Consider the following 24,502-nt stretch of genomic DNA (forward strand, 5'->3'; position numbering starts at 1 on the left):
CCATCGCGAGCAGGCTCGCTCCTACAATGGTTCTATGTCGGACACAGAACATGTGTTCACCGCAGATCACCTGTGGGAGCGAGCTTGCTCGCGATGGACGTCGACGATGACGCGGACCTCCTGAAGAAACGCGGCGCTCATACCTCCATCGCGAGCAGGCTCGCTCCTACAATGGTTCTATGTCGGACACAGAACATGTGTTCACCGCAGATCATCTGTGGGAGCGAGCTTGCTCGCGATGGACGTCAACGATGACGCGGACCTCCTGAAGAAACGCGGCGCTCATGCCTCCATCGCGAGCAGGCTCGCTCCTACAATGGTTCTATGTCGGACACAGAACATGTGTTCACCGCAGATCATCTGTGGGAGCGAGCCTGCTCGCGAAGGCGCCCTCGAATCCTCAGTAGTCTTCCCCGCGCTCGGTAATATCCTTCTCGACCATCAGCGCATCCAAATCCTGCCCCGCCGGAAACTTCCCCTTCAAACTCCACGCAAACGCAATGATCTCGGCAATCGTCAGATAGAGTTCCTGCGGAATGCTGTCCCCCAGTTCCATGCGCGCCAGCAGTCTCACCAGTTCGGCGTTTTCGTAGATCGGCACTTCGCAGTCGCGGGCAATGCGCAGGATTTCTTCCGCCAGCTCTTCGTCGCCCTTGGCGGTGAGGGTGGGGGCGTGGGTGCAGTCGTATTTGAGAGCGATGGCCTGGCGTGGGGCGTTGGGGTTTTTCATGCGGTTTCGTCGACCCAGCGTTGTTCGAGGCGGGTTTGCGGGCCTTGGGGCGGTGTACCGAGGTGGCAGTCCAGGTCGCCGACGTTCAGGCCGGCGGACAGCAGGCGATCACGCAGCTCGGCCAAATTGCTTTCGATCAGGCTGGCGGTGTATGGCCGCTCGGCCCAGAGCTGGCCGCAGAGGCTGCCCTTGATCAGTTGCGCCTGGATTTGCAGCGGCCCCAAAGGCTCCATGGAGAAGGCCAGCTCCACACGCCACAGCTGTTGCTTGGGTTCGTGTTCTTCGCGACGCTCCTTTGGCTGTTGTTTTTCGGGGGCGTCTTCGCGCTGGAACTTGACCTGCAAGGGCACGATGTCCTGCATTGTGCGCATCGGGATTTCCAGCTGCCAGGTGCTCATCAGCCGTCCGTCGGCGGTTACGCCGGTCTGTTCCAGGCTCGACAGTTGATGGCTTTGCAGGCGTGAAACCGCGGCGGCGGCCAGGCGAAGCAGGTGTTCGAGGTCGTTTTCACCGTCGGCACCTTTTAACAGACGTTCGGGCAGCGGGAAACCGGTCGGCGACGGCTTGGCACTGACCTGACCGAGCATGCCCAGGGCATTGCGGACAAAATTCGGCATGGCCTGGGCCAGGGTATTGGCGGCGATGATCGCGCCGAGGCTGGTGTTGGCTGGCAAGCCCTGACTCAACTGCGCAACCAGTTTGAGCAAATCGCCTTTCATGTCCGGCGCGAGCGTCGGGTTTTGCCCGGTCAGCAGTTTGCTTTCGAGAAACATGCCGCTACTGGCCAGGGCCTGGGCCAGGCCCTTGGGGGTGCTCAACTGTTGAACATCCGGCAAGCCGGCGAGCAAACGGGCAGCAGCGCTGCGCAATTCAACGGATGTCTGGTCCGAGGGCGGAAGGTTCTGCAGGCGCTTGAGCAAGCTATCCAGCGAGCCCTGGCGGCTTTGCTGGTCGACCAGTTGCTGGGTCACCGCCAGTTGTTCCTGTCGGCTGCTCAGGGGCACGAACTTCACGGTCTGAGCGTCCTGCACCTGTGCGCTCAACAAGGTGCCGATGCGCAAGGGTTGCGGGCTGTCGATGCTCAGTGTGCTGCCGCTCAGTGCGGTGTTGAGCAGGCCCACCATCGAGCGAAACACCATGGGCTGGCCGGGCACCTGGGGCAGCACTTGCGAGGTCAGCACTTTGCCCTGCAGCAGGGTGCCAACGGGCAGTTGCGCGGTGTCGAGGCGGGTGAGGGTGGCGAGGTTGGAAGCAATGGCCTGTTGCACCGTCACGGCCAGGTTGCCGGCCGAGGGCTGGGTGACGACCAGCGTGGTGCCCTGGGCCAGCGGTTGATTGCTGGTGGTCTGGACCGTGGTCTGGCGGCCGCTGTCGAGGGTGACCTTGAGCAGCATCTGGAAAGTCTGGTCCGCCTGCTTGAGCGACAACACTTCGGCCTGGGCGGTTTGACCGACGCTGATCAGCCCCTCCACCGGCGTCAGCAACTTGAGCAACTCACCGCTGACCACCTGCGGGCGCGAAGTCGCCGGGAGGGTTTGCGGTAGCGGGAGGATGTTCATTTCGCCTGTCATACGCGGTCACAACCTGAGGAAAATGCACTCTTTAGAGTAAGGTATGGCATGTATAATGCCGCGCCGTTGTATCCAATAATGGCGAAAACTTTGCAATTGTTTGACGCAGCTCTCTAGAACAAGACGCCATTGCATCTATGCTGCATCTCTTTAACGGCCGCGCCAGAGCCGACTTGAACCGTATAAGGCCCGTGATCCCTTGACCAGTCCTGTCCTGCAAACCGTTGCCCTTGCCTGTGAGCGAGACCTTCGGCTGCTCTTCGAAAATCTCGATTTGAGACTGGCCAGTGGCGAAATGATGCAAATCAGCGGCCCCAACGGCAGCGGCAAGACCAGCCTGTTGCGCCTGCTCTCCGGGCTGATGCATCCGACCGCCGGTCAAGTGCTGCTCAACGGCAAGCCCCTTGATGAGCAGCGCGCTGAGCTGGCGCGCAATCTGCTGTGGATCGGCCATGCGGCCGGGATCAAGGATCTGCTGACGCCGGAAGAGAACCTGAGCTGGCTGTGCGCCTTGCATCAACCGGCCTCCCGTGAGGCGATCTGGCAAGCCTTGGCGGCGGTCGGATTGCGCGGATTCGAAGATGTTCCCTGCCACACTCTGTCCGCTGGGCAGCGGCGTCGCGTCGCACTGGCGCGTTTGTATCTGGACAGCCCGCCGTTGTGGATTCTCGATGAGCCGTTCACCGCTCTCGACAAGCAAGGCGTGGCGCAACTCGAAGAACACCTGGCCGGCCACTGCGAACGTGGCGGCATGGTGGTGTTGACCACCCACCACACGCTGAGCCGGATGCCGGCCGCTTATCGCGACATCGATCTGGGGAGCTGGGCCGTATGAGTGTTTTCGGCCTGCTGGTCGCCCGCGAGGCTCGTCTGCTGTTTCGCCGTCCGGCTGAACTGGCCAATCCGCTGGTGTTCTTCGCCATCGTCGTTTCCCTGTTCCCGTTGGCGGTCGGCCCCGAGTCTCAATTGTTGCAAACCTTGTCTCCGGGGTTGGTCTGGGTCGCGGCACTTTTATCGGTTCTGCTCTCGCTGGACGGGCTTTTCCGCAGTGATTTCGAAGACGGATCCCTTGAGCAGTGGGTCCTTTCGCCGCACCCCCTGCCTCTTCTGGTTTTGGCCAAAGTGCTGGCACACTGGGCTTTTTCCGGTCTGGCACTGGTTTTGCTCGCACCCTTGCTGGCGCTGATGCTCGGTTTGCCTGCCGCCTGTCTGCCGGTGTTGCTGCTTTCGTTGCTGCTCGGTACACCGGTACTGAGCCTGCTCGGTGCGGTGGGTGCGGCGCTGACGGTGGGCTTGAAGCGCGGTGGCCTGTTGCTGGCACTGCTGATTCTGCCGTTGTACATCCCGGTATTGATCCTTGGCAGTGGCGCCTTGCAGGCGGCCTTGCAGGGAATGCCGGCGACCGGTTATCTCCTATGGCTTGGCAGCCTGACCGCCTTGGCGATAACCCTGACACCTTTTGCAATAGCCGCTGGCTTGAAGATCAGCGTCGGCGAATAATGAGGTCTGGTCAAAATTTGATCAGTAAAGGCCCAGGCTCTTCACAGTAAAGAGCAACCGTGATGGAAACAGTATGAACTGGACGTGGTTTCACAAGCTTGGCTCGCCCAAATGGTTTTACGGCATCAGCGGCAAAATGCTGCCCTGGCTGAGCGTTGCGGCGTTGCTGCTGATCGGCGTTGGCGTGGTCTGGGGCCTGGCCTTCGCGCCGCCGGACTACCAGCAGGGCAACAGCTTCCGCATCATCTATATCCACGTTCCGGCCGCCATGCTGGCGCAGTCCATCTACGTGATGCTGGCCGTGTGCGGCATCGTCGGCCTTGTGTGGAAGATGAAACTGGCCGACGTCGCCCTGCAATGCGCGGCACCCATCGGCGCCTGGATGACCGCCGTGGCGCTGGTCACCGGGGCGATCTGGGGCAAGCCGACCTGGGGCTCGTGGTGGGTCTGGGATGCACGCCTTACGTCCATGCTTATCCTGCTGTTCCTGTACTTCGGTCTCATTGCATTGGGCAACGCCATCAGCAATCGTGACAGCGCGGCCAAGGCCTGTGCGGTGCTGGCGATCGTTGGTGTGATCAACATCCCGATCATCAAGTACTCGGTGGAGTGGTGGAACACCCTGCACCAGGGCGCGACCTTCACCCTCACCGAAAAACCGGCGATGCCAGCCGAGATGTGGCTGCCACTGCTGCTGACGGCGCTGGGTTTCTACTGTTTCTTCGGCGCGGTCCTGCTGCTGCGCATGCGTCTTGAAGTGCTCAAGCGCGAAGCCCGGGCCAGTTGGGTCAAAACCGAAGTCGAAAACAGCCTGGAGGTCGCTCGATGAGTTTTGCTTCATTCGGCGACTTCGTCGCCATGGGTCATCATGGCCTGTATGTCTGGTCAGCCTATGGCATCTGCCTGGCGGTATTGGCCCTCAACGTGGCGGCGCCGATCCTGGCCCGCAAGCGGTATCTGCAACAAGAGGCGCGCCGTCTGCGCCGGGAGAACGGCAAGTGAATCCGCTGCGTAAAAAGCGTCTTATCATCATTCTCGCGATCCTGGTCGGGGTCGGCGCTGCCGTTGGCCTGGCCCTGAGTGCCCTGCAGCAGAACATCAACCTGTTTTACACACCGACCCAGATCGCCAACGGCGAAGCCCCGCAGGACACGCGTATCCGTGCCGGCGGCATGGTCGAAGCCGGTTCCTTGCAGCGCTCCGGCGACTCGCTGGACGTGAAGTTTGTCGTCACCGACTTCAACAAATCCGTGACCATCACTTATCGCGGCATCCTGCCGGACCTGTTCCGCGAAGGGCAGGGCATTGTTGCCCTGGGCAAACTCAACGCTGACGGCGTCGTGGTGGCCGATGAAGTGCTGGCCAAGCACGATGAAAAGTACATGCCGCCGGAAGTGACCAAGGCGTTGAAAGACAGCGGCCAGTCGGCACCCACTCCCGCGAAAGAGGGCTAACTGATGACAGCTGGAATCTTCATTCCCGAATTGGGCCACCTGGCCATGATCCTGGCGCTGTGTTTCGCGCTGGTTCAGGCCGTGGTGCCATTGGTCGGTGCCTGGCGCGGTGACCGCTTCTGGATGAGCCTGGCCCAGCCGGCCGCGTGGGGGCAGTTCGCGTTCTTGCTGTTCGCCTTCGGTTGCCTGACCTACGCTTTCATGGTCGACGATTTCTCCGTGGCCTATGTGGCCAACAACTCCAACAGTGCCTTGCCGTGGTACTACAAGTTCAGCGCCGTGTGGGGTGCCCACGAAGGTTCGCTGCTGTTGTGGGCCTTGATTCTCGGCGGCTGGACCTTTGCGGTATCGGTGTTTTCCCGGCAATTGCCGCAGGTCATGCTGGCCCGCGTGCTGGCGGTGATGGGCATGATCAGCACCGGTTTCCTGCTGTTCCTGATCATGACCTCCAACCCGTTCAAGCGCATCCTGCCGCAAATGCCCACCGACGGTGCCGACCTCAACCCGCTGCTGCAAGACATCGGCCTGATCGTTCACCCGCCGATGCTGTACATGGGCTACGTCGGCTTCTCGGTGGCCTTCGCCTTCGCCATCGCCGCGCTGATGGGCGGTCGCCTGGATGCTGCCTGGGCGCGCTGGTCGCGTCCGTGGACCATCGTGGCCTGGGCGTTCCTCGGCATCGGCATCACCCTCGGTTCGTGGTGGGCGTACTACGAACTCGGCTGGGGTGGCTGGTGGTTCTGGGACCCGGTGGAAAACGCCTCGTTCATGCCATGGCTGGTGGGCACCGCACTGATTCACTCGTTGGCGGTCACGGAAAAACGTGGCGTGTTCAAAAGCTGGACCGTGTTGCTGGCCATCGCCGCATTCTCCTTGAGTCTGCTGGGCACCTTCCTCGTGCGTTCCGGCGTGCTGACCTCGGTGCACGCCTTTGCGTCCGACCCGGAGCGCGGGGTGTTCATCCTGATTTTCCTGCTGTTCGTGGTCGGTGGTTCGCTGACGCTGTTCGCCCTGCGCGCGCCGGTGGTCAAGAGCCAGGTGGGCTTCAACCTCTGGTCCCGGGAAACCCTGCTGTTGGGTAACAACCTGGTGCTGGTGGTGGCCGCGTCGATGATTCTGCTCGGCACCTTGTATCCGCTGATTCTGGACGCCATGACCGGTGCCAAGCTGTCCGTCGGTCCGCCATACTTCAACGCGCTGTTCATTCCGTTGATGGCATTGCTGATGGTGGTGATGGCGGTCGGCGTGATCGTGCGCTGGAAAGACACTCCGGTGAAATGGCTGGTAAGCATGCTCACCCCGGTCCTGCTCGGCAGTGCCGCGCTGGCCGTAGTGGCCGGCATCGCCTACGGCGATTTCAACTGGGCCGTGCTCGCGACCTTCATGCTCGCTGCCTGGGTGTTGCTGGCCGGCGTGCGTGACATCTTCGACAAGACTCGCCACAAGGGCCTGATCAAAGGACTGCCAACCCTGACCCGCAGCTACTGGGGCATGCAGATCGCGCACCTGGGCATCGCCGTGTGTGCGCTGGGTGTCGTGCTGTCGAGCCAGAACAGTGCCGAGCGCGACCTGCGCCTGGCGCCCGGTGAATCCATGGACCTGGGCGGCTATCAGTTCGTCTTCGAAGGCGCCAAACACTTCGAAGGCCCGAACTTCACCTCCGACAAGGGCACCGTGCGGGTGATCCGCAACGGCAAGGAAATCAGCGTGCTGCACCCGGAAAAACGCCTCTATACCGTGCAGAACTCGGTGATGACCGAAGCGGGTATCGACGCCGGTTTCACCCGCGACCTCTATGTCGCCCTCGGTGAACCACTGGGTAACGGCGCCTGGGCTGTGCGTGTGCACGTCAAGCCGTTCGTGCGCTGGATCTGGTTCGGCGGCTTGCTGACAGGTACAGGCGGGTTGCTGGCGGCGCTGGATCGGCGTTATCGGGTCAAGGTCAAAAGCCGCGTGCGCGAAGCACTGGGCATGTCGGGAGCCACTGCATGAAGCGTTGGTTGATGTTGCTGCCACTGGCGATTTTTCTGGTGGTCGCGGTATTCCTTTACCGTGGGTTGTACCTGGATCCGGCCGAGCTGCCTTCGGCCATGATCAACAAGCCGTTCCCGGAGTTTTCCCTGCCGTCGGTGCAGGGCGACAAGACCCTGACCCGCGCTGACATTCTGGGCAAACCGGCGCTGGTCAACGTCTGGGGCACCTGGTGCATTTCCTGCCGGGTCGAGCACCCGGTGTTGAACAAACTGGCCCAGCAGGGCGTGGTGATCTACGGCATCAACTACAAGGACGTCAACGTTGATGCCTTGAAGTGGCTGAAGGACTTCCACAACCCGTATGCGCTGGACATTCGTGACGACGAAGGCTCGCTGGGCCTGAACCTCGGCGTGTATGGCGCACCGGAAACCTTCTTCATCGACGCCAAGGGCATCATCCGTGACAAGTTCGTCGGCGTGATCGACGAGCAGGTCTGGCGTGAAAAACTGGCGGGCAAGTACCAGGCGCTGGTCGACGAGGCCAAGCCATGAAGCGCTGGTTCGCTGCCGTTGTCCTGGGCTTGAGCCTGGCGGGCGTGGCCCACGCGGCCATCGACACCTACGAGTTCGCCAAGGAAGAAGACCGCGAGCGTTTCCGCGAGTTGACCAAGGAGCTGCGTTGCCCCAAGTGCCAGAATCAGGACATCGCCGATTCCAACGCACCGATTGCCGCCGACCTGCGCAAAGAGATTTTCCGCATGCTCGGCGAGGGCAAGGACAACCAGCAGATCATCGACTTCATGGTCGATCGCTACGGTGATTTCGTCCGCTACAAGCCTGCGCTGAACGCCAAGACCGCCTTGCTCTGGTTCGGCCCCGCCGGCCTGCTGCTGGGCGGTGTCGTGATCATCGCGGTGATCGTCCGCCGTCGTCGCGTGCAACGCGCCGGCACCCCGGACTCGCTTTCTGCCGAGGAGCGCTCGCGCCTCGACCACCTGTTGGATAAAACCAAGAATGATTGATTTCTGGCTCGCTGCAGGTCTGCTGCTTCTGGTTGCCCTGAGTTTTCTGTTGATCCCGGTGCTGCGCAGCCGTCGCGCCCAGCGCGAAGAGGATCGTACCGCCCTGAACGTCGCGCTGTATCAGGAGCGCGTGACTGAGTTGCAGACTCAGCAGGAAGAGGGCGTGCTCGATGCCGCGCAAATGGACGCCGGTCGCGCCGAAGCTGCCCGTGAGTTGCTGGCGGACACCGAAGGCGCTGAAGCGCCACGGGTGTCGCGTCTGGGCAAACCCCTGCCGTTGCTGGCGGCCATTCTGGTGCCGGTGCTGGGCCTGGGCCTGTATCTGCATTTCGGTGCCAGCGACAAGGTCGAACTGACCCGCGAATTCTCCCAGGCACCCCAGTCGATGGAAGAGATGACGCGGCGCCTGGAACGTGCGGTCGCCGCTCAACCGGATTCCGCTGAAGGCATGTATTTCCTCGGTCGCACCTACATGGCTCAGGATCGTCCGGCGGACGCGGCGAAGATGTTCGAACGCACCGTGAGCCTGGCCGGTCGCCAGCCCGAGTTGCTCGGTCAATGGGCCCAGGCCCAGTACTTCGCCGATGGCAAGAAGTGGTCGGACAAGGTCCAGGCCCTGACCGACGAAGCGCTCAAGACCGATCCGAAAGAAGTCACCAGCCTTGGCTTGCTTGGCATTGCCGCGTTTGAAAGCGAGCGTTATCAGGACGCCATCGATTACTGGAATCGCCTGTTGGCGCAGCTGCCGCCGGAGGACAAGTCCCGCGAGGCGCTGCAAGGCGGAATTACCCGGGCCACGGAAAAGCTGGTGGCCAGTGGCGGCAAGGTTGCACAAGCACCGGCGGCCAAGGCCTCGGCGTTGCTCAAGGTCAGTGTCGATCTGGCCGCGGACCTCAAATCCAAGGTCCAGCCTGGCGACAGCGTGTTCATCTTCGCCCGTGCGATCTCCGGTCCTCCAGCCCCGCTGGCGGTCAAGCGCATGACCGTGGCCGACCTGCCGGTGACCGTCGAACTGGGCGACGCCGACGCAATGATGCCGCAATTGAAACTGTCGAACTTCCCTGAAGTCCAACTGGTTGCGCGCATTTCCCGTGCCGGCAAACCGACCGCCGGCGAATGGATTGGTCGCAGCCAGCCCCTGGCCAGCAGCACCACCGCGCCGCAGACACTGACCATCGACAGCCCGGATAAATAACAGGAAACGCCACCATGACCGCCATTGCTCGTATTGCCCTGCTCAGCGCTGTTTTGGGGTTAAGCGCTTGTGCGGTCCAGCAACCAACGGAACATCAGGCACCACCACCGTTCCCGCCGTCGCAGCCTAGCCCCACGCCATCGACGTCGCCTGTACCGAGCAAGCCGACCATCCCGGCCAAACCCTCCAAGCCGTTGCCACGCACTTCTGCCAGCTTCGCGCCACCACCGGGGGGCAATAGCCATTGGGATCCGAAGCTTGGGGTGTATGTGCTTGATGACCAGCCCAATACCTTTTATCGCCAACGTACCTATTACCGCTGGGATAATGGTTGGAGTCGGTCGATTAGTCCGCAAGGGCCGTGGGAAGATACTGACATCCAGGGTGTACCGGGTGGCCTGGGGCGGAAATTCGGGCAGTAACGCAAAAAGGCGACCTTCGGGTCGCCTTTTTTGTGCCTGCCGGAATGTGATTGGTGGGTCACTGCTGAATTCTGTGGGAGCGAGCTTGCTCGCGATGGCGGCCTGAATGAGTCCATACATAAGGGCGGAACCCTAAATGGCCGTGACCGCAGAAACGGATATGTACACCGGTAAAAAACACTCCGTCATCGCAGGCAAGCCAAGCACCCACAGCCTCCAACGCCGGATTGACCTGCGCTGCGAGGACACCCTCAGCGTATACCGTGACCCGTCGGAAAACCCGCTGGTGCAACCTGTGTCGGTGATGGATCATACGCGGGGCCTGCAGGCTGATCTGGCGCAAGCGCAATCAGGACGGTCTGCCGTGGGGCTGGCAAACAGGGCGACAAATGAAGAGGGTGGTTTGATGGCGGGCAGGTTGATCTATCTCATCGGGCCTTCAGGTTCGGGCAAGGACAGCCTGCTGGATGCCGCGCGTACACGGTTGGCCGAACGAGGCTGCCGCGTCGTGCGGCGGGTCATCACGCGTTCGGCGGAAGCCGTTGGCGAAGCGGCGCTGGGCGTCAGTGAACAGCAGTTCTCCGAAATGGAGGCCCAGGGCGCGTTTGCCCTGAGCTGGCACGCCAACGGGTTGTCCTATGGCATCCCGCGGGAAATCGACGATTGGCTGGCCGCCGGGCAGGACGTGCTGATCAATGGCTCTCGAGGGCATTTGCAGAACACGCGCCAGCGCTATCCGAACGCGTTGGTGCTGTTGTTGACTGTGGATCAGGCAGTACTGCGCCAGCGCTTGCTGGAACGCAGGCGGGAATCGCCGATCGAGATCGATCAGCGGTTGGCACGCAATGCCCGATTCAGCGAGCAATTGCTGGCGGAGGACCCGGCCGTGCACTTGCTCGACAACTCAGGGCCGCTTGAGCAAACGGTCGAACGGTTGCTGGTCTGCATTGACGAGTAACTCCCGGCTGCCTGTCAGGCCTTCCAGGCCAACAACCCCTGCACATACTCCACGAATGCCCGAGCGTTGGCGCTGGCCATTCTCCCTGTAGGGAAAACCGTCCACAAATCCAGGTCCGGCAGTGCCCAGTCCTTCATCACTTCCCGGACCGAACCGTCGGCCAGTTCCGGCGCAAACATCCATTGCGAGGCCATGGCCAGCCCTTGATGGGCCAGCACGGCTTCACGCAGGCCTTCGGCGGCGTTGACGCGGATCCGGCCGCTGACGATGACCGATTGCTCCTCGCCGGCCTTGTTGAACGGCCGATCCACTGTGGGAGCGAGCCTGCTCCGGGCGGCGATCCGACCGGGTTTTGAGGCTTACGCCGTCGCCAGCGAAGCCTTCTGCGAAACACTCAAGAACCGCAACAACGCCAACAGCGGAAACGCGCTGCCGACGATCACGATCCACAACCAGCCGCCGTGTTCGTACACCGCGCTGGCCACCGAAGAGCCGAAGGCGCCGCCGATGAAGATGCTGGTCATGTACAGCGCATTCAGGCGGCTGCGGCTTTTGCCGTCGAGGGCGTAGACCGCACGCTGGCCGAGGACCATGTTCATCTGCACGCAGAAGTCGAGCACCACGCCGGTCACCGCCAGGCCGATGACGCTGTAGGCCGGATGGATAAACGCCGGCATGAAACTCAAGCTGGCAAACAGCAGGGACAGCAACGATGCGATGCGGGTGTGACCGGCATCGGCCAGGCGACCGGCGATCGGGGCAGCAATGGCGCCGATGGCCCCGACCAGGGCGAAGATCGCGATCTCGCTTTGCGACAAACCGTGATTGCGCGCCAGTTCCAGCGGCACGGCGGTCCAGAACAGGCTGAAGGTGGCAAACATGCAGCCTTGGTAAAACGCACGCTGGCGCAGGACCGGTTGCTTGCGCAATAGCGTCCACAGAGAGCCCAGCAACTGGCCATAGGACGCGCTGTGATCAGGCTCACGCTTGGGAATGGTCACGGCCAGTACGATGCTGATGGCCGCCATCAACACCGCGGCAATCACAAACATCGCCCGCCAGCCGAAGTGGTCGGCCACCACGCTGGACACCGGTCGGGCCAGCAGAATGCCGAGCAACAACCCACCCATGATCCCGCCCACCACACGGCCACGGGTTTCTTCCGGTGCCAGGTGCGCGGCCAACGGAATCAGGATTTGCACCGAAACCGAACTGAACCCCACCAACAGCGAAATCAGCAAAAACACGTTCGGCTGGTCGGTAAACGCCGCACCTAGCAGGCTGACAATTGCCACTAGCGTGGTGATGATCATCAACCGGCGGTTCTCCAGCAGATCCCCCAGCGGCACCAGGAAAAACAGTCCCAGCGCATAGCCGATCTGAGTCAAGGAAACGATCAGGCTGGCCATGGTGTTGGTCAGGCCAATGTCCGGCGCGATCAGGCCGATGATCGGCTGGGCGTAGTAGATATTGGCGACAATGGCGCCGCAGCAGAAGGCGAACAGCAGCACCATGCCTCGGGTCATTGTCGCGGTGCCGTGGGGCACCTGGGTCGCTGGGTTCATAACGGGTCTCGCTGTACGGAAAGGAATGCGCGCAGGCTAATGGGCTGACTGAAACGGCGGAAGTGGGATTGGAGTGATAGCAATCATTCCATTGCGGAATGACTGACGAACGCGTGTGTCTTGCGTCAGAACATCGAGGGTGAATGATACATTCACTTACATCTTGTTCGTGAAGATCGTGACCTTTGTGACGCAGGGCGCTGACGGCACGCTCACCGCCCAATCCATTTCGGCGGGTAAGGATGGCGTGACGCCGCCGATGTAGCGGGATGTCGCAGAACCTGTGGGAGCGAGCTTGCTCACGATAGCGTAATGGCAGTCAACGACGATGCTGACTGTTCAATTGTCATCGCGAGCAAGCTCGCTCCCACTGAAGTTGCAGTGTTTCGGTCGATTACTTGCCGCTGTAGATCTGGTCGAAAACCCCGCCATCATTGAAGTGGGTCTTCTGCACGGTGCGCCAGTCGCCGAAGGTCTTCTCGACCGACAGGAAGTCTACTTTCGGGAAACGGTCGGTGTACTTGGCCAGCACGGCTGGGTCACGCGGGCGCAGGTAGTTTGCCGCGGCAATTTCCTGACCTTCCGGCGACCACAAGTACTTCAGGTATTCCTCGGCCGCTGCACGGGTGCCTTTTTTGTCGACGGTCTTGTCGACCACCGACACCGGTGGTTCGGCTTCGGCGGAAACGCTTGGGTAGATGACTTCGAACTGATCACGACCGAACTCGCGGGCGATCATTTCCGCTTCGTTTTCAAAGGTCACCAGCACGTCGCCGATCTGGTTGGTCATGAAGGTGGTGGTGGCGGCACGGCCACCGGTGTCGAGTACCGGCGCTTGCTTGAACAGTTTGCCGACGAAGTCTTTGGCCTTGTTCTCGTCGCCGCCGTTTTTCAGCACGTAGCCCCAGGCCGAGAGGTAGGTATAGCGACCGTTACCGGAGGTTTTCGGGTTTGGCACGATGACCTGAACGCCGTCCTTGAGCAGGTCCGGCCAGTCTTTCAGGGCTTTCGGGTTGCCCTTGCGCACGATGAACACGGTGGCCGAGGTGAACGGCGCGCTGTTGTTCGGCAGGCGCGTGACCCAGTTGTCCGGGACCAGTTTGCCGTTGTCCGCCAGGGCGTTGATGTCGGTGGCCATGTTCATGGTGATGACGTCGGCCGGCAAGCCGTCGATGACCGAACGCGCCTGTTTGCTGGAGCCGCCGAAGGACATTTGCAGGGTGATGTTTTCGTTATGCTCGGCTTGCCAGTGTTTCTGAAACGCAGTGTTGTAGTCCTTGTAGAAATCGCGCATCACGTCGTAGGAAACGTTGAGCAGGGTCGGTGCAGCCTGGGCGATGTTGCCCAGGGCCAGGCCAGCGGCGATAAGCGAGGCGCCAAAGAGTTTTTTCACTGCGCATTCCTTGTTCTATTAAAAGTGGGGCAATTTGCCAGCGACTATAACTGGGCACGTATAGTCCTTTAAAGATTAAAAAGCTCTTTGCTTATTCCCGTTTCCTGAACAGCGCATTACCGCAACGGGAACAGAACGACGCTTCCTGTTCGTGGCTGTTTTTCGCACACACCGGGCAGTCGTGCTGCAACTGGCCGCCACGCATGGCCGTGGCCAGTTCGGCGGTGAAGATCCCGGTGGGCACGGCGATGATCGAGTAACCGGTGATCATCACCATCGACGAGATGACCTGGCCCAGTGCGGTCTTGGGCACGATGTCGCCGTAACCGACGGTGGTCAACGTCACGATAGCCCAGTAAATGCCCTTGGGAATGCTGGTGAAGCCATGTTGCGGGCCTTCGACCACATACATCAGGGTGCCGAATACTGTCACCAGGGTGCAGACGCTGAGCAGGAACACAAGGATCTTCTGCTTGCTGCCACGCAGGGCATCGAGCAGGTAATGAGCTTGCTTGAGGTACGGGCCGAGCTTGAGCACGCGGAAGATCCGCAGCATCCGGATCACCCGGATGATCAGCAGGTACTGGGCATCGCTGTAGTACAGCGCGAGGATGCCGGGCACGATGGCCAGCAGGTCCACCAGCCCATAGAAACTGAAGGCGTAGCGCAGGGGCTTGGGCGAGCAGTATAGGCGCAGGATGTACTCGCCGAGGAAGATCGCCGTGAAGCCCCACTCGATGTACGCCAGCAGGCTGGCGTAGTGCTGGTGAACGTCATCGATGCTGTCCAGAATCACGACTACCAGGCTGGCGAAGATGATCAGCAGCAGGGTGGAGTCGAAGCGTCGACCGGCGACGGTGTCGGTCTGGAAAATAATCACGTACAGGCGATTACGCCACGTGTCGTTGCTGATCATGCCGATCGCCTTGGCCGCAAATCAGCGCAGCCTAGGTTGATTCTCCCCGGTAGCGCAAGGCGTGCTTTCGACGGTGGCTTTGCCGAGCATTTGCACGACGCTGCGAATCAGCCAGCCGGCAAGAATGAACGGCGCGGTCAGGGTGGGCAGACCGATGGCGGCAAACAGCGGCGTCAGCAACAGCGCCAGGCCGATGCCAACCAGCGGCAGCCACGGTTGGCGACGCTGGGAGCTGAAGGCGAGGGCGGCCAGCACGGCGTTATAGCCACCGAGGCCGAGCAGTGCGGTATAGAAGTCGTGGTTCAGCAGGCTCCAGCCCATGCCCGCGACTGAGGCCAGCAACGCCCAGCAGAATGCGCGGCGATCAGCGATCAGCAAACCGGCGGCAATCATCGCACCGGCCAGCGGATGACCGAGGAACATCACCTGGCCGAGGCCTTTGAGTGGCGCGGCGAGCATGTTCAGGGTGCTGACTTCGATCAAGTGCGGCTCTGTCGAGGGCGTGGCGAAGCACAGCAGCAACCAGCCCAGCCCAACGAAGGGCGCGGTGTAGGCCGGCAGGTATTGGCTGAACCGGACGCGCTTGAGCCACTGTTGGGTGACCATCGCGCTCAGGCCACCGGCGGCCAGAATCAGTGGCGGCATCATCGCCGACCAGGGGAAATACAGGCTCAGTAACAGTCCGAGCAGCACGCCGTTGTAGCTGAACAACCCGGCCTGACGATCAGCCTTGGCATAGTTGCGGCGTTGCGCGGTGAGCAGCCCGGCGACACCACCGAGCAAGGCGCCGCCGAGCAAGGCGGGCGCCGTGAACAAAATGGCCAGGACGCACAGCAGGCCGCACAGCGGATTGCGCTGGAGAAAGATCTGGCTGAAGCCGTTGAGCAAGGCTTCGGCCCAGTCGGGGCAGTGGGTGTTGAAATGGTTGGCAGGCATGGCAGGTCTGAAAGTCAGTGGGACCGGGTTGCCTGCATCGCGAGCAAGCTCGCTCACACACTGAATCTTTGTTCAGTCTTGGTTCCGTGAACGACACAAAACCAATGTGGGAGCGAGCTTGCTCGCGATAAGGCCGGTACAGGCGCTAGATCAATGTCTCGATACGCAGAGAGTTAGTCGACCCCGGCTGGCCAAAGGGCACACCTGCGGTGATCAACAGTGTGTCGCCACGCTGCGCCATGCCCTGGGCCTGGGCAATTTCCAGTGCCGTCGAGCAGACTTCATCGACCTGACGCAGGCGGTCGTTGACCACCGAGTGCACACCCCACGCCACGCTCAGGCGACGGGCGGTCTGCAGGTTTGGTGTCAGGTTGAGGATCGGCACCGTCGGCCGCTCCCGCGCCGCACGCAGGCTCGACGCACCGGACTCGCTGTAGTTGACCAGCACCGCCACCGGCAACACGTTGCTGATACGGCGAATGGCGCAGCTGATCGCATCTGAAACAGTCGCCTCGGCTTTCGGCCGGCTGACGTCCAGTTGAGTCTGATAGTCCGGCCCGTTTTCCACCTGGCGGATGATCTTGCTCATCATCTGCACGGCTTCGAGCGGGTATTCGCCGGATGCGGTTTCCGCCGACAGCATCACCGCGTCCGCACCTTCGGCCACGGCGTTGGCCACATCGGTGACTTCGGCGCGGGTTGGCGCGGGTGAGAAGCGCATCGACTCCAGCATCTGAGTGGCGACCACCACCGGTTTGCCGAGCTGGCGGCAGGTGCTGATGATGTTCTTCTGGATCTGCGGCACGCTTTCGGCCGGCACTTCCACGCCCAAGTCACCCCGGGCGACCATGATCGCGTCGCTCAATTCGGCGATCTCGCGCAGTTGCTCGACGGCAGAGGGCTTCTCGATCTTGGCCATCAGGAACGCCTTGTCGCCGATCAGGGTACGGGCTTCGCGGATGTCATCGGGACGTTGCACGAACGACAGCGCCACCCAGTCCACACCCAACTCCAGCCCGAAGGTCAAGTCGCGGCGATCCTTGGCGGTCAGCGGGCTCAGGTCGAGCACCGCTTGCGGCACGTTCACGCCTTTGCGGTCCGACAGTTCGCCGCCATTGAGCACGGTGGTGTCGATGGCGTCGGCGTACTTGGTCACCACCCGCAGACGCAACTTGCCATCGTCCAGCAGCAGGTCCATGCCCGGCTCCAGCGCGGCGATGATTTCCGGGTGGGGCAGGTTGACCCGGCGCTCATCGCCCGGCGTGGCATCGAGGTCCAGGCGCAAGGCCTGGCCGCGAACCAGTTGCACCTTGCCTTCGGCGAACTTGCCGACCCGCAGTTTCGGGCCTTGCAGGTCCATCAGGATGCCCAATGGATAATTGAGCTGACGCTCGACTTCACGAATCCACTGGAAACGCTGGGCGTGGTCAGCATGATCGCCATGGCTGAAGTTCAGGCGGAAGATGTTGACCCCGGCCAGCACCAGTTCACGGATGGCATCGATGCCGTCGATGGCCGGGCCGAGCGTGGCGAGGATTTTGACCTTTTTATCAGGCGTCATGTTTAGTGCTCTCAAGGATCAGAATGGCGCGGAAGTCGTTGACGTTGGTACGGGTCGGCTCGGTGACGATCAGGGCGTCCAGCGCCTCGAAGTAGCCGTAACCGTTGTTGTTATCCAACTCGTCGCTGGCGCTCAGGCCCTTTGCCGCGGCGCGGGCGTAGCTGTCCGGGGTCATGATCGCGCCGGCGTTGTCTTCGGAACCGTCGATGCCGTCGGTGTCACCGGCCAGCGCATAGACGCCGGGCAGGCCCTTGAGGCTGTCGGTCAGGCTGAGCAGGAACTCGGCATTGCGCCCGCCACGGCCATTGCCGCGCACGGTGACGGTGGTTTCACCGCCCGAGAGAATCACGCAGGGCGCCGCCAGCGGCTGACCGTGCAGGACGATCTGCCGTGCGATGCCGGCGTGGACTTTCGCCACCTCGCGGGATTCGCCTTCAAGGTCGCCGAGGATCAGCGGACTGAACCCGGCCTGACGGCATTTCACCGCCGCCGCTTCAAGGGATTGCTGCGGGCGGGCGATCAACTGGAAATGACTGCGTGCCAGGCTCGGGTCACCGGGTTTGACGGTTTCCGATTCGGGGCTTTGCAGCCAGGCGCGCACCGAAGCCGGAACCTCGATGGCGTAGCGCTTGAGGATCGCCAGCGCTTCGGCCGACGTGCTCGGGTCGGCCACGGTAGGGCCGGAGGCGATGACCGTGGCGAGGTCGCCCGGCACATCGGAAATCGCATAGGTATAAACCGTGGCAGGCCAGCAGGCTTTGCCCAGACGCCCACCCTTGATCGCCGAGAGGTGCTTGCGCACGCAGTTCATCTCGCCGATGGTGGCGCCGGACTTGAGCAGGGCTTTGTTGATTGACTGCTTGTCGGCCAGGGTGATGCCTTCGGCCGGCAGTGCCAGCAGGGCAGAGCCACCGCCGGAGAGCAGGAAGATCACGCGGTCGGATTCGTTCAGGTCGCTGACCAGTTCCAGCACACGCTTGGCCACCGCCAGACCTGCAGCGTCCGGTACCGGATGTGCGGCTTCGACCACTTCGATTTTTTCGCAAGGTGCGCCGTGACCGTAGCGGGTCACCACCAGGCCGGACACTTCACCCTGCCAGCAGCGCTCGACCACCTGGGCCATGGCGGCTGCGGCTTTGCCAGCGCCAATGACGATCACGCGGCCGCTGCGGTCGGCAGGCAAATGGGCTTCGAGGACTTGTTGCGGATGCGCCGCATCGATGGCTGTGGCAAACAGCTCGCGCAGCAATTGTTGCGGATCGACCGACATGGCGGGCTCCCGGAATTCTTGTTATTTGAAGGGCAACTCGGGTTCCTGTGGGAGCGAGCTTGCTCGCGATAGCGGTGTGTCAGTCAACATGGATGTTGATAGTCAGGGCCTCATCGCGAGCAAGCTCGCTCCCACAGGTTTGATGCAGTTTCGGGCAGGGGCTTACTTCTTATCGCGAATCGAGAAGTTCGCCATGTGTTCCAGGCCCTTGATCAGCGCCGAGTGGTCCCAGTTGCTGCCACCGATGGCCGCGCAGGTGCTGAACACTTGTTGGGTGTTGGCGGTGTTCGGCAGGTTGATGTTCAGCTCCTTGGCGCCTTGCAGGGCCAGGTTCAGGTCCTTCTGGTGCAGGCTGATGCGGAAGCCTGGATCGAAGGTGCCCTTGATCATGCGCTCGCCGTGCACTTCGAGGATCTTCGAGGACGCGAAACCGCCCATCAGTGCTTCACGCACCTTGGCCGGATCGGCACCGTTTTTCGAAGCGAACAGCAGGGCTTCGGCCACGGCCTGGATGTTCAGGGCCACGATGATCTGGTTGGCCACCTTGGCGGTTTGACCGTCGCCGTTGCCACCGACCAGGGTGATGTTCTTGCCCATGGCCTGGAACAGTGGCAGGGCGCGCTCGAAGGCGTCGGCATCGCCGCCAACCATGATGCTCAGGGTCGCGGCCTTGGCGCCGACTTCACCGCCAGAGACCGGGGCGTCGAGGTATTGCGCGCCTTTTTCGTTGATCTTTGCTGCGAAAGCCTTGGTGGCGGTCGGCGAGATCGAGCTCATGTCGATCACCACTTTGCCTTTGCCAACACCGGCGGCAACGCCATCAGCGCGGAACAGTACGTCATCGACCTGTGGGGTATCCGGCACCATGACGATGATGAATTCGGCTTCCTGGGCGACTTCCTTCGGGTTCGCCAGGGCAACGGCGCCAGCGGCGACCAGGTCGGCAGGCGCAGGGTCGTGGTGGGCCGACAGGAACAGGCTGTGACCGGCTTTCTGCAGGTTCAACGCCATTGGGTGGCCCATGATGCCGGTGCCGATAAATCCGATTTTAGCCATGAGAAAATCCTCTTGTTTTTATTGCTGCTTCAAGCAAATAGGGGAGTACTGCTCTTTGTGGGAGCGAGCTTGCTCGCGATGGGGCCATAACATTCAGCATCGATGTCGACTGTCCCACCGCTATCGCGAGCAAGCTCGCTCCCACAGGGATCTACATCAGATTGCGTTATGGGTCTTGAGCCAGCCCAGTCCCGCTTCGGTGGTGGTCAGCGGCTTGTATTCGCAACCGACCCAGCCCTGGTAACCGATGCGGTCCAGGTGTTCGAACAGGAAGCGGTAGTTGATTTCACCGGTGCCTGGTTCGTTGCGCCCCGGGTTGTCCGCGAGCTGCACGTGGTTGATCTCGCCCAGGTGCGATTGCAGGGTGCGGGCCAGATCGCCTTCCATGATTTGCATGTGATAGATGTCGTATTGCAGGAACAGGTTGGCGCTGCCGACCTGCTCGCGAATCGACAGGGCTTGCGCCGTGTTGTTCAGGTAGAAACCTGGAATGTCACGGGTGTTGATCGCTTCCATCACCAGTTTGATGCCCGCCGCTTGCAGCTTGTCGGCCGCGTACTTGAGGTTGGCGACGAAGGTTTTCTCCACGGTGGCATCGTCAAAGCCCTGCGGACGAATACCGGCCAGGCAGTTGACCTGGGTGTTGCCCAGCACTTGCGCGTAAGCGATGGCCAGGTCGACACCGGCACGGAACTCTTCGACCCGGTCCGGCAGGCAGGCGATACCGCGCTCGCCCTTGGCCCAGTCGCCGGCCGGCAGGTTGAACAGCACTTGGGTCAGACCGTTGGCATCGAGCTGGGCCTTGATTTCGGCGGAGCTGAAGTCGTACGGGAACAGGTATTCGACACCACTGAAGCCGGCTTTGGCGGCCGCTTCGAAACGGGCAAGAAAGTCCTGTTCGGTGAACAGCATGGACAGGTTGGCTGCGAAACGCGGCATGGTGGTCTCCTGAATATGTATGGTGAGCGTTCCCGGATCCCTGTGGGAGCGATCCTACAAGTTAATCAAGCAACGAAATCGCAGTCGGTGCATCGTCGCCGACCAGCGCCAGGTCTTCGAATTCGTTGACGGCGTTGATCTCGGTACCCATGGAAATGTTGGTCACGCGCTCCAGGATGATCTCGACGATCACTGGAACCTTGAACTCTTCGATCAGCTCCTGGGCCTTGCGCAGGGCAGGCTGGATCTGAGCCGGTTCGAACACACGCAGTGCCTTGCAGCCCAGGCCTTCGGCAACTGCGACGTGGTCCACACCGTAGCCGTTGAGTTCCGGCGCGTTCAGGTTGTCGAACGACAGCTGTACGCAGTAATCCATGTCGAAACCGCGCTGCGCCTGACGGATCAGACCCAGGTACGAGTTGTTTACCACCACATGAATGTACGGCAGCTTGAACTGCGCGCCCACTGCCAATTCTTCGATCATGAACTGGAAGTCATAGTCCCCCGACAGGGCCACGACTTTACGGTTCGGATCAGCCTTGACCACGCCCAGTGCTGCCGGAATGGTCCAGCCCAGAGGGCCTGCCTGACCGCAGTTGATCCAGTGACGCGGCTTGTAGACGTGCAGGAACTGCGCGCCGGCAATCTGCGACAGACCGATGGTGCTGACGTAGCAGGTGTCTTTGCCGAACACCTGGTTCATTTCTTCGTAAACGCGTTGCGGCTTGACCGGCACGTTGTCGAAGTGAGTCTTGCGCTGCAGGCTGGCTTTACGCTGCTGGCAGTCTTGCAACCAGGCGCTGCGGTTCTTCAGCTTGCCGGCGGCTTGCCATTCGCGAGCGACTTCGATGAACACGGTCAGCGCGGCGGCAGCGTCGGAAACGATGCCCAGGTCCGGGGTGAACACGCGGCCGATCTGGGTCGGTTCGATATCAACGTGAATGAACTTGCGGCCTTCGGTGTACACGTCAACGGAACCGGTGTGACGGTTGGCCCAGCGGTTGCCTACGCCCAGAACCACGTCGGACTTGAGCATGGTGGCGTTGCCGTAGCGGTGCGACGTCTGCAAGCCAACCATGCCTACCATCAACGGGTGATCGTCCGGGATGGCGCCCCAGCCCATCAGGGTCGGGATCACTGGAATACCGGTCAGTTCGGCGAACTCCACCAGCAGGTCGGCGGCGTCGGCGTTGATGATACCGCCACCGGCCACCAGCAATGGGCGCTCGGCCTGATCCAGCATGGCCAGGGCTTTTTCCACCTGGACGCGGGTAGCGCTCGGCTTGGCCAATGGCAGTGGCTGGTAGGCGTCGATGTCGAATTCGATTTCGGCCATCTGCACGTCGAACGGCAGGTCGATCAGCACCGGGCCCGGACGGCCGGAGCGCATTTCATAGAAAGCTTTCTGGAACGCGTAAGGCACCTGGCCCGGTTCCATGACGGTGGTCGACCACTTGGTGACTGGCTTGACGATGGTGGTGATATCGACAGCCTGGAAGTCTTCCTTGTGCATACGGGCGCGGGGTGCCTGGCCTGTGATGCAGAGGATTGGAATCGAGTCGGCCGAGGCGCTGTAGAGCCCGGTGACCATGTCGGTACCGGCAGGGCCGGAAGTGCCGATGCACACGCCGATGTTGCCGGCCTTGGTGCGGGTGTAGCCCTCGGCCATGTGCGAGGCGCCTTCAACGTGGCGAGCGAGTACGTGATCGATGCCGCCGACCTTTTGCAGGGCGGAGTACAGCGGGTTGATGGCGGCACCCGGGATGCCAAAAGCGGTATCGACCCCTTCGCGGCGCATCACCAGAACGGCGGCTTCGATTGCTCTCATTTTGCTCATGGTTTTGTGCCTCTTTACGTTTTGTAATTGTATACAAGTGGCTTTGCGCAGAGTGTATTCACGGCGGACGGCGCAGGTCAATCCATTTTCTCAAGCGCTTGTTTCATTCGTCGGAAGCCCGTTCTGCTGTGGCCTTTCGTCGCATGTGGCGCCTTTCGATGATTATTGTATACAAAAAAATAATTCATTGTGTTCTATTTGTTGCATCGGGCTGCGGCACAACGGCGCAGTCCACCGACTTTCCGAAAAACAAAATGAGGACGGCACCATGAGCGCTTTAACCTTGAAAGTCGCAGTCAACCTGGTCGATCAGGCCATCACCGCGGGGCGGGCAATCTCTGCCGCGCCATTGACCGTTGCAGTACTGGATGCCGGCGGGCATCTGATCACCCTGCAACGCGAAGACGGCGCCAGCCTGCTGCGCCCGCACGTCGCCATCGGCAAAGCCTGGGGCGCCATCGCGCTGGGCAAGGGGTCGCGCCTGCTGGCGCTGGACGCCCAGCAACGCCCGGCGTTTATCGCCGCGTTGAACAGCCTGGGGCAGGGCAGCGTCGTGCCGGCACCGGGTGGTGTGCTGGTTCGCGATCAGGACGGGAACGTGCTGGGGGCGGTGGGGATCAGCGGCGATCTGTCGGATGTCGACGAGCAGTGCGCGATCAATGCCATCGAGGCGTTGGGGTTGGTGGCGGATGCGGGGGTGGCGGCTTGATCTTCGCTGACTGAACTACCGCTTTCGCGAGCAAGCCCGCTCCCACATTGGATTTTTTGCGTACACAAATTTTGTGAACGTCAGCGATCAAGTGTGGGAGCGGGCTTGCTCGCGAAGGCGATCTCCCAGACATATCCAGCTAAAGGTCTACCCCACTATCCTGTAGTCGCTGAACTAGCATTTTCATGCCTTCAACATGAGAGAGGGCAAGGAATGCCTGAGCTGTCAGCATCACACCGCCTACGCATCGGCCGCTACGCTGAGCGAAATCGCATCTATCTACTGACTGCCAACACACTAAAGCGAGAGCCCGTTTTCAGGGATTACACCTTGGGAAAGTTGGTTGTATATCAGTTCAGGCAAGCACAGAGTGAGGGATTTGCCGAGTCGTTGGCCTGGGTGGTCATGCCCGATCATTTTCATTGGTTGATTCAGTTGCAAAAGGGGACGCTGGCGCAATTGATGTGTCAGGCGAAATCCCTGAGCACTCGTGCAGTCAATTCGGCGCTCGGAAGAACAGGTAGCCTTTGGCAGCAAGGCTTTCATGATCATGCGCTGCGAAAAGAGGAAGACCTGGTAAAGCTGGCTCGATATGTTGTGGCTAACCCGTTGCGGGCAGGGCTGGTCGAGAAGCTTGGCGACTATCCATTGTGGGATGCGATCTGGGTTTGATCTAAAACCGAGTTGTCGCCATTCGCGAGCAAGCCCGCTCCCACACTGGATTTTCAGCGCCCACCAATCCCCCGTGGGAGCGAGCCTGCTCGCGAAAGCCGGCGCTGCGGTCTACCGCTCGGGTTCACACCCTTTGAGTACCAACCGGATAATCGTCTGCGCCGCCGCTTCATAGTCCACTTCATCCAGCTTGGCCTTGCCGGTGATGGCGGTGATTTGCCAGTCGAAGTCGGCGTAGGTCTGGGTCGCGGCCCAGATGCTGAACATCAGGTGGTTGGGATCGATGGGGGCGATTTGCCCGCGGTCGATCCAGGTCTGGATGCACTCGATGTTGTGTTTGGCCTGGCCATTGAGCTGTTCGACCAGATCGCTGCTCAGGTGGGGGGCGCCGTGCATGATTTCGCTGGCGAACACCTTGGAGGCGAAAGGCAGGTCGCGGGAGATGCGGATTTTCGAGCGAATGTAGCCGCTGAGCACTTCACCGGGCTCGCCGTCCGGATTGAACGGTGTCGAGGCCTGCAGGATGGGCTCGATGATGCTTTCCAGAACCTCGCGGTAGAGGTTTTCCTTGGACTTGAAGTAGTAGTAGACGTTGGGCTTTGGCAATCCCGCCTTGGCTGCGATGTCGCTGGTTTTGGTCGCAGCGAAGCCTTTGTCGGCGAATTCCTCACTGGCGGCACGCAGGATCAGTTGTTTGTTGCGCTCGCGGATAGTGCTCATAAACCGGGTGATTCCTTGCCTGTTCTGGCGGTTGCGCATGGTATCACCGGCCTCGCGCGGCGCTCAAGAATGCACCGTAGGCTCTTATGTCGCGCTATGCTGC

25 protein-coding genes and 2 pseudogenes are annotated in these 24,502 nt (G+C 61.3%); 14 read left to right on the top strand and 13 right to left on the bottom strand.

The window, feature by feature from the left end; genetic code table 11:
• Nucleotides 1-400: 400 nt before the first annotated feature.
• Both KW840_RS19830 and KW840_RS19835 read right to left on the bottom strand, forming a co-directional pair.
• Nucleotides 401-730, bottom strand: a complete 330-nt coding sequence (locus tag KW840_RS19830; protein ID WP_218497119.1) for an EscU/YscU/HrcU family type III secretion system export apparatus switch protein — start codon at nt 728-730, stop codon at nt 401-403.
• Nucleotides 727-2,301 carry a flagellar hook-length control protein FliK gene (locus KW840_RS19835; protein WP_218497121.1) on the bottom strand — a complete coding sequence of 525 codons (1,575 nt, stop codon included), beginning with the start codon at nt 2,299-2,301 and terminating at the stop codon, nt 727-729. The genes KW840_RS19830 and KW840_RS19835 overlap by 4 nt, the downstream gene beginning before the upstream one ends.
• 199 nt (nt 2,302-2,500) lie before the next feature.
• Between KW840_RS19835 and ccmA the strand changes: the two genes are divergently transcribed.
• The 11 genes from ccmA (at nt 2,501) to phnN (ending at nt 10,825) form a co-directional block, all read left to right on the top strand.
• Nucleotides 2,501-3,136, top strand: coding sequence for a cytochrome c biogenesis heme-transporting ATPase CcmA (gene ccmA, locus KW840_RS19840; protein ID WP_218497124.1), 636 nt, complete (start codon nt 2,501-2,503; stop codon nt 3,134-3,136).
• Nucleotides 3,133-3,801 carry a heme exporter protein CcmB gene (gene ccmB, locus KW840_RS19845; RefSeq protein WP_007983326.1) on the top strand — a complete coding sequence of 223 codons (669 nt, stop codon included), beginning with the start codon at nt 3,133-3,135 and terminating at the stop codon, nt 3,799-3,801. Before ccmA ends, ccmB begins: the two co-directional genes overlap by 4 nt.
• Before the next feature lie 73 nt (nt 3,802-3,874).
• The gene (locus KW840_RS19850) at nt 3,875-4,630 is read left to right on the top strand and encodes a heme ABC transporter permease (protein WP_102669713.1); all 756 of its coding nucleotides are present in this window, start codon (nt 3,875-3,877) and stop codon (nt 4,628-4,630) included.
• Nucleotides 4,627-4,803, top strand: a complete 177-nt coding sequence (gene ccmD / locus KW840_RS19855) for a heme exporter protein CcmD (protein WP_057715863.1) — start codon at nt 4,627-4,629, stop codon at nt 4,801-4,803. The genes KW840_RS19850 and ccmD overlap by 4 nt, the downstream gene beginning before the upstream one ends.
• Nucleotides 4,800-5,255, top strand: coding sequence for a cytochrome c maturation protein CcmE (gene ccmE, locus KW840_RS19860; protein WP_008052305.1), 456 nt, complete (start codon nt 4,800-4,802; stop codon nt 5,253-5,255). The genes ccmD and ccmE overlap by 4 nt, the downstream gene beginning before the upstream one ends.
• Nucleotides 5,256-5,258: 3 nt before the next feature.
• On the top strand, nt 5,259-7,247 hold the full coding sequence (locus KW840_RS19865) for a heme lyase CcmF/NrfE family subunit (RefSeq protein WP_218497126.1): 1,989 nt from the start codon (nt 5,259-5,261) through the stop codon (nt 7,245-7,247).
• Nucleotides 7,244-7,780, top strand: a complete 537-nt coding sequence (locus tag KW840_RS19870; RefSeq protein WP_218497129.1) for a DsbE family thiol:disulfide interchange protein — start codon at nt 7,244-7,246, stop codon at nt 7,778-7,780. The genes KW840_RS19865 and KW840_RS19870 overlap by 4 nt, the downstream gene beginning before the upstream one ends.
• A complete protein-coding gene (locus KW840_RS19875) occupies nt 7,777-8,250 on the top strand; it encodes a cytochrome c-type biogenesis protein (RefSeq protein ID WP_218497131.1) in 474 nt (157 codons plus the stop codon). The genes KW840_RS19870 and KW840_RS19875 overlap by 4 nt, the downstream gene beginning before the upstream one ends.
• Nucleotides 8,243-9,445, top strand: a complete 1,203-nt coding sequence (ccmI, locus tag KW840_RS19880; protein WP_057715859.1) for a c-type cytochrome biogenesis protein CcmI — start codon at nt 8,243-8,245, stop codon at nt 9,443-9,445. Before KW840_RS19875 ends, ccmI begins: the two co-directional genes overlap by 8 nt.
• Nucleotides 9,446-9,459: 14 nt before the next feature.
• On the top strand, nt 9,460-9,867 hold the full coding sequence (locus KW840_RS19885) for a hypothetical protein (RefSeq protein ID WP_079246789.1): 408 nt from the start codon (nt 9,460-9,462) through the stop codon (nt 9,865-9,867).
• Nucleotides 9,868-10,273: 406 nt separating this feature from the next.
• Nucleotides 10,274-10,825, top strand: coding sequence for a phosphonate metabolism protein/1,5-bisphosphokinase (PRPP-forming) PhnN (gene phnN / locus KW840_RS19890; RefSeq protein WP_218497258.1), 552 nt, complete (start codon nt 10,274-10,276; stop codon nt 10,823-10,825).
• A 14-nt stretch (nt 10,826-10,839) separates the two neighbouring features.
• Here the strand turns inward: phnN and KW840_RS19895 are convergent.
• Nucleotides 10,840-11,124: pseudogene (locus tag KW840_RS19895) on the bottom strand (LysR substrate-binding domain-containing protein); the annotation flags it as partial.
• A 60-nt stretch (nt 11,125-11,184) separates the two neighbouring features.
• A complete protein-coding gene (locus KW840_RS19900) occupies nt 11,185-12,390 on the bottom strand; it encodes an MFS transporter (RefSeq protein ID WP_218497133.1) in 1,206 nt (401 codons plus the stop codon).
• A 169-nt stretch (nt 12,391-12,559) separates the two neighbouring features.
• Here KW840_RS19900 and KW840_RS29040 point away from each other — a divergent pair.
• Nucleotides 12,560-12,655 (top strand): annotated as a pseudogene (locus KW840_RS29040) (hypothetical protein); the annotation flags it as partial.
• A gap of 129 nt (nt 12,656-12,784) precedes the next feature.
• Here KW840_RS29040 and KW840_RS19905 read toward each other — a convergent pair.
• The 8 genes from KW840_RS19905 to gcl all read right to left on the bottom strand — a co-directional run bounded on the left by KW840_RS19905 (nt 12,785) and on the right by gcl (nt 22,298).
• Nucleotides 12,785-13,783, bottom strand: coding sequence for a sulfate ABC transporter substrate-binding protein (locus tag KW840_RS19905; protein ID WP_102669706.1), 999 nt, complete (start codon nt 13,781-13,783; stop codon nt 12,785-12,787).
• A gap of 91 nt (nt 13,784-13,874) precedes the next feature.
• Nucleotides 13,875-14,699 (bottom strand): ion transporter, encoded by an 825-nt coding sequence (locus tag KW840_RS19910; RefSeq protein WP_057715854.1) that lies wholly within the window; start codon nt 14,697-14,699, stop codon nt 13,875-13,877.
• A gap of 21 nt (nt 14,700-14,720) precedes the next feature.
• On the bottom strand, nt 14,721-15,635 hold the full coding sequence (locus KW840_RS19915; protein WP_218497135.1) for an urea transporter: 915 nt from the start codon (nt 15,633-15,635) through the stop codon (nt 14,721-14,723).
• Between the two features lie 145 nt (nt 15,636-15,780).
• Nucleotides 15,781-17,196: a pyruvate kinase gene (pyk, locus tag KW840_RS19920; protein WP_218497138.1), complete on the bottom strand. Its 1,416-nt coding sequence runs from the start codon at nt 17,194-17,196 to the stop codon at nt 15,781-15,783.
• Nucleotides 17,186-18,466: a glycerate kinase gene (locus KW840_RS19925; protein WP_057715851.1), complete on the bottom strand. Its 1,281-nt coding sequence runs from the start codon at nt 18,464-18,466 to the stop codon at nt 17,186-17,188. The genes pyk and KW840_RS19925 overlap by 11 nt, the downstream gene beginning before the upstream one ends.
• Nucleotides 18,467-18,628: 162 nt before the next feature.
• Nucleotides 18,629-19,522: a 2-hydroxy-3-oxopropionate reductase gene (locus KW840_RS19930; protein WP_057715850.1), complete on the bottom strand. Its 894-nt coding sequence runs from the start codon at nt 19,520-19,522 to the stop codon at nt 18,629-18,631.
• Nucleotides 19,523-19,678: 156 nt separating this feature from the next.
• The gene (hyi, locus tag KW840_RS19935) at nt 19,679-20,461 is read right to left on the bottom strand and encodes a hydroxypyruvate isomerase (RefSeq protein WP_090453874.1); all 783 of its coding nucleotides are present in this window, start codon (nt 20,459-20,461) and stop codon (nt 19,679-19,681) included.
• Between the two features lie 61 nt (nt 20,462-20,522).
• Nucleotides 20,523-22,298, bottom strand: a complete 1,776-nt coding sequence (gcl, locus tag KW840_RS19940; RefSeq protein WP_057715848.1) for a glyoxylate carboligase — start codon at nt 22,296-22,298, stop codon at nt 20,523-20,525.
• Between the two features lie 268 nt (nt 22,299-22,566).
• Here gcl and KW840_RS19945 point away from each other — a divergent pair, with 268 nt between their 5' ends.
• On the top strand, nt 22,567-23,007 hold the full coding sequence (locus tag KW840_RS19945) for a heme-binding protein (RefSeq protein WP_218497140.1): 441 nt from the start codon (nt 22,567-22,569) through the stop codon (nt 23,005-23,007).
• Nucleotides 23,008-23,220: 213 nt separating this feature from the next.
• Nucleotides 23,221-23,679 carry a transposase gene (locus tag KW840_RS19950; RefSeq protein WP_218497150.1) on the top strand — a complete coding sequence of 153 codons (459 nt, stop codon included), beginning with the start codon at nt 23,221-23,223 and terminating at the stop codon, nt 23,677-23,679.
• A gap of 111 nt (nt 23,680-23,790) precedes the next feature.
• Here the strand turns inward: KW840_RS19950 and KW840_RS19955 are convergent, their stop codons facing one another.
• Entirely contained in the window at nt 23,791-24,399 is a 609-nt protein-coding gene (locus KW840_RS19955; protein WP_150814896.1) for a TetR/AcrR family transcriptional regulator, read from the bottom strand.
• Between the last annotated feature and the right edge of the window lie 103 nt (nt 24,400-24,502).

Origin of the sequence: Pseudomonas sp. PDM30, from assembly GCF_019218985.1 — a bacterium.
Classification (GTDB): domain Bacteria; phylum Pseudomonadota; class Gammaproteobacteria; order Pseudomonadales; family Pseudomonadaceae; genus Aquipseudomonas; species Aquipseudomonas jessenii.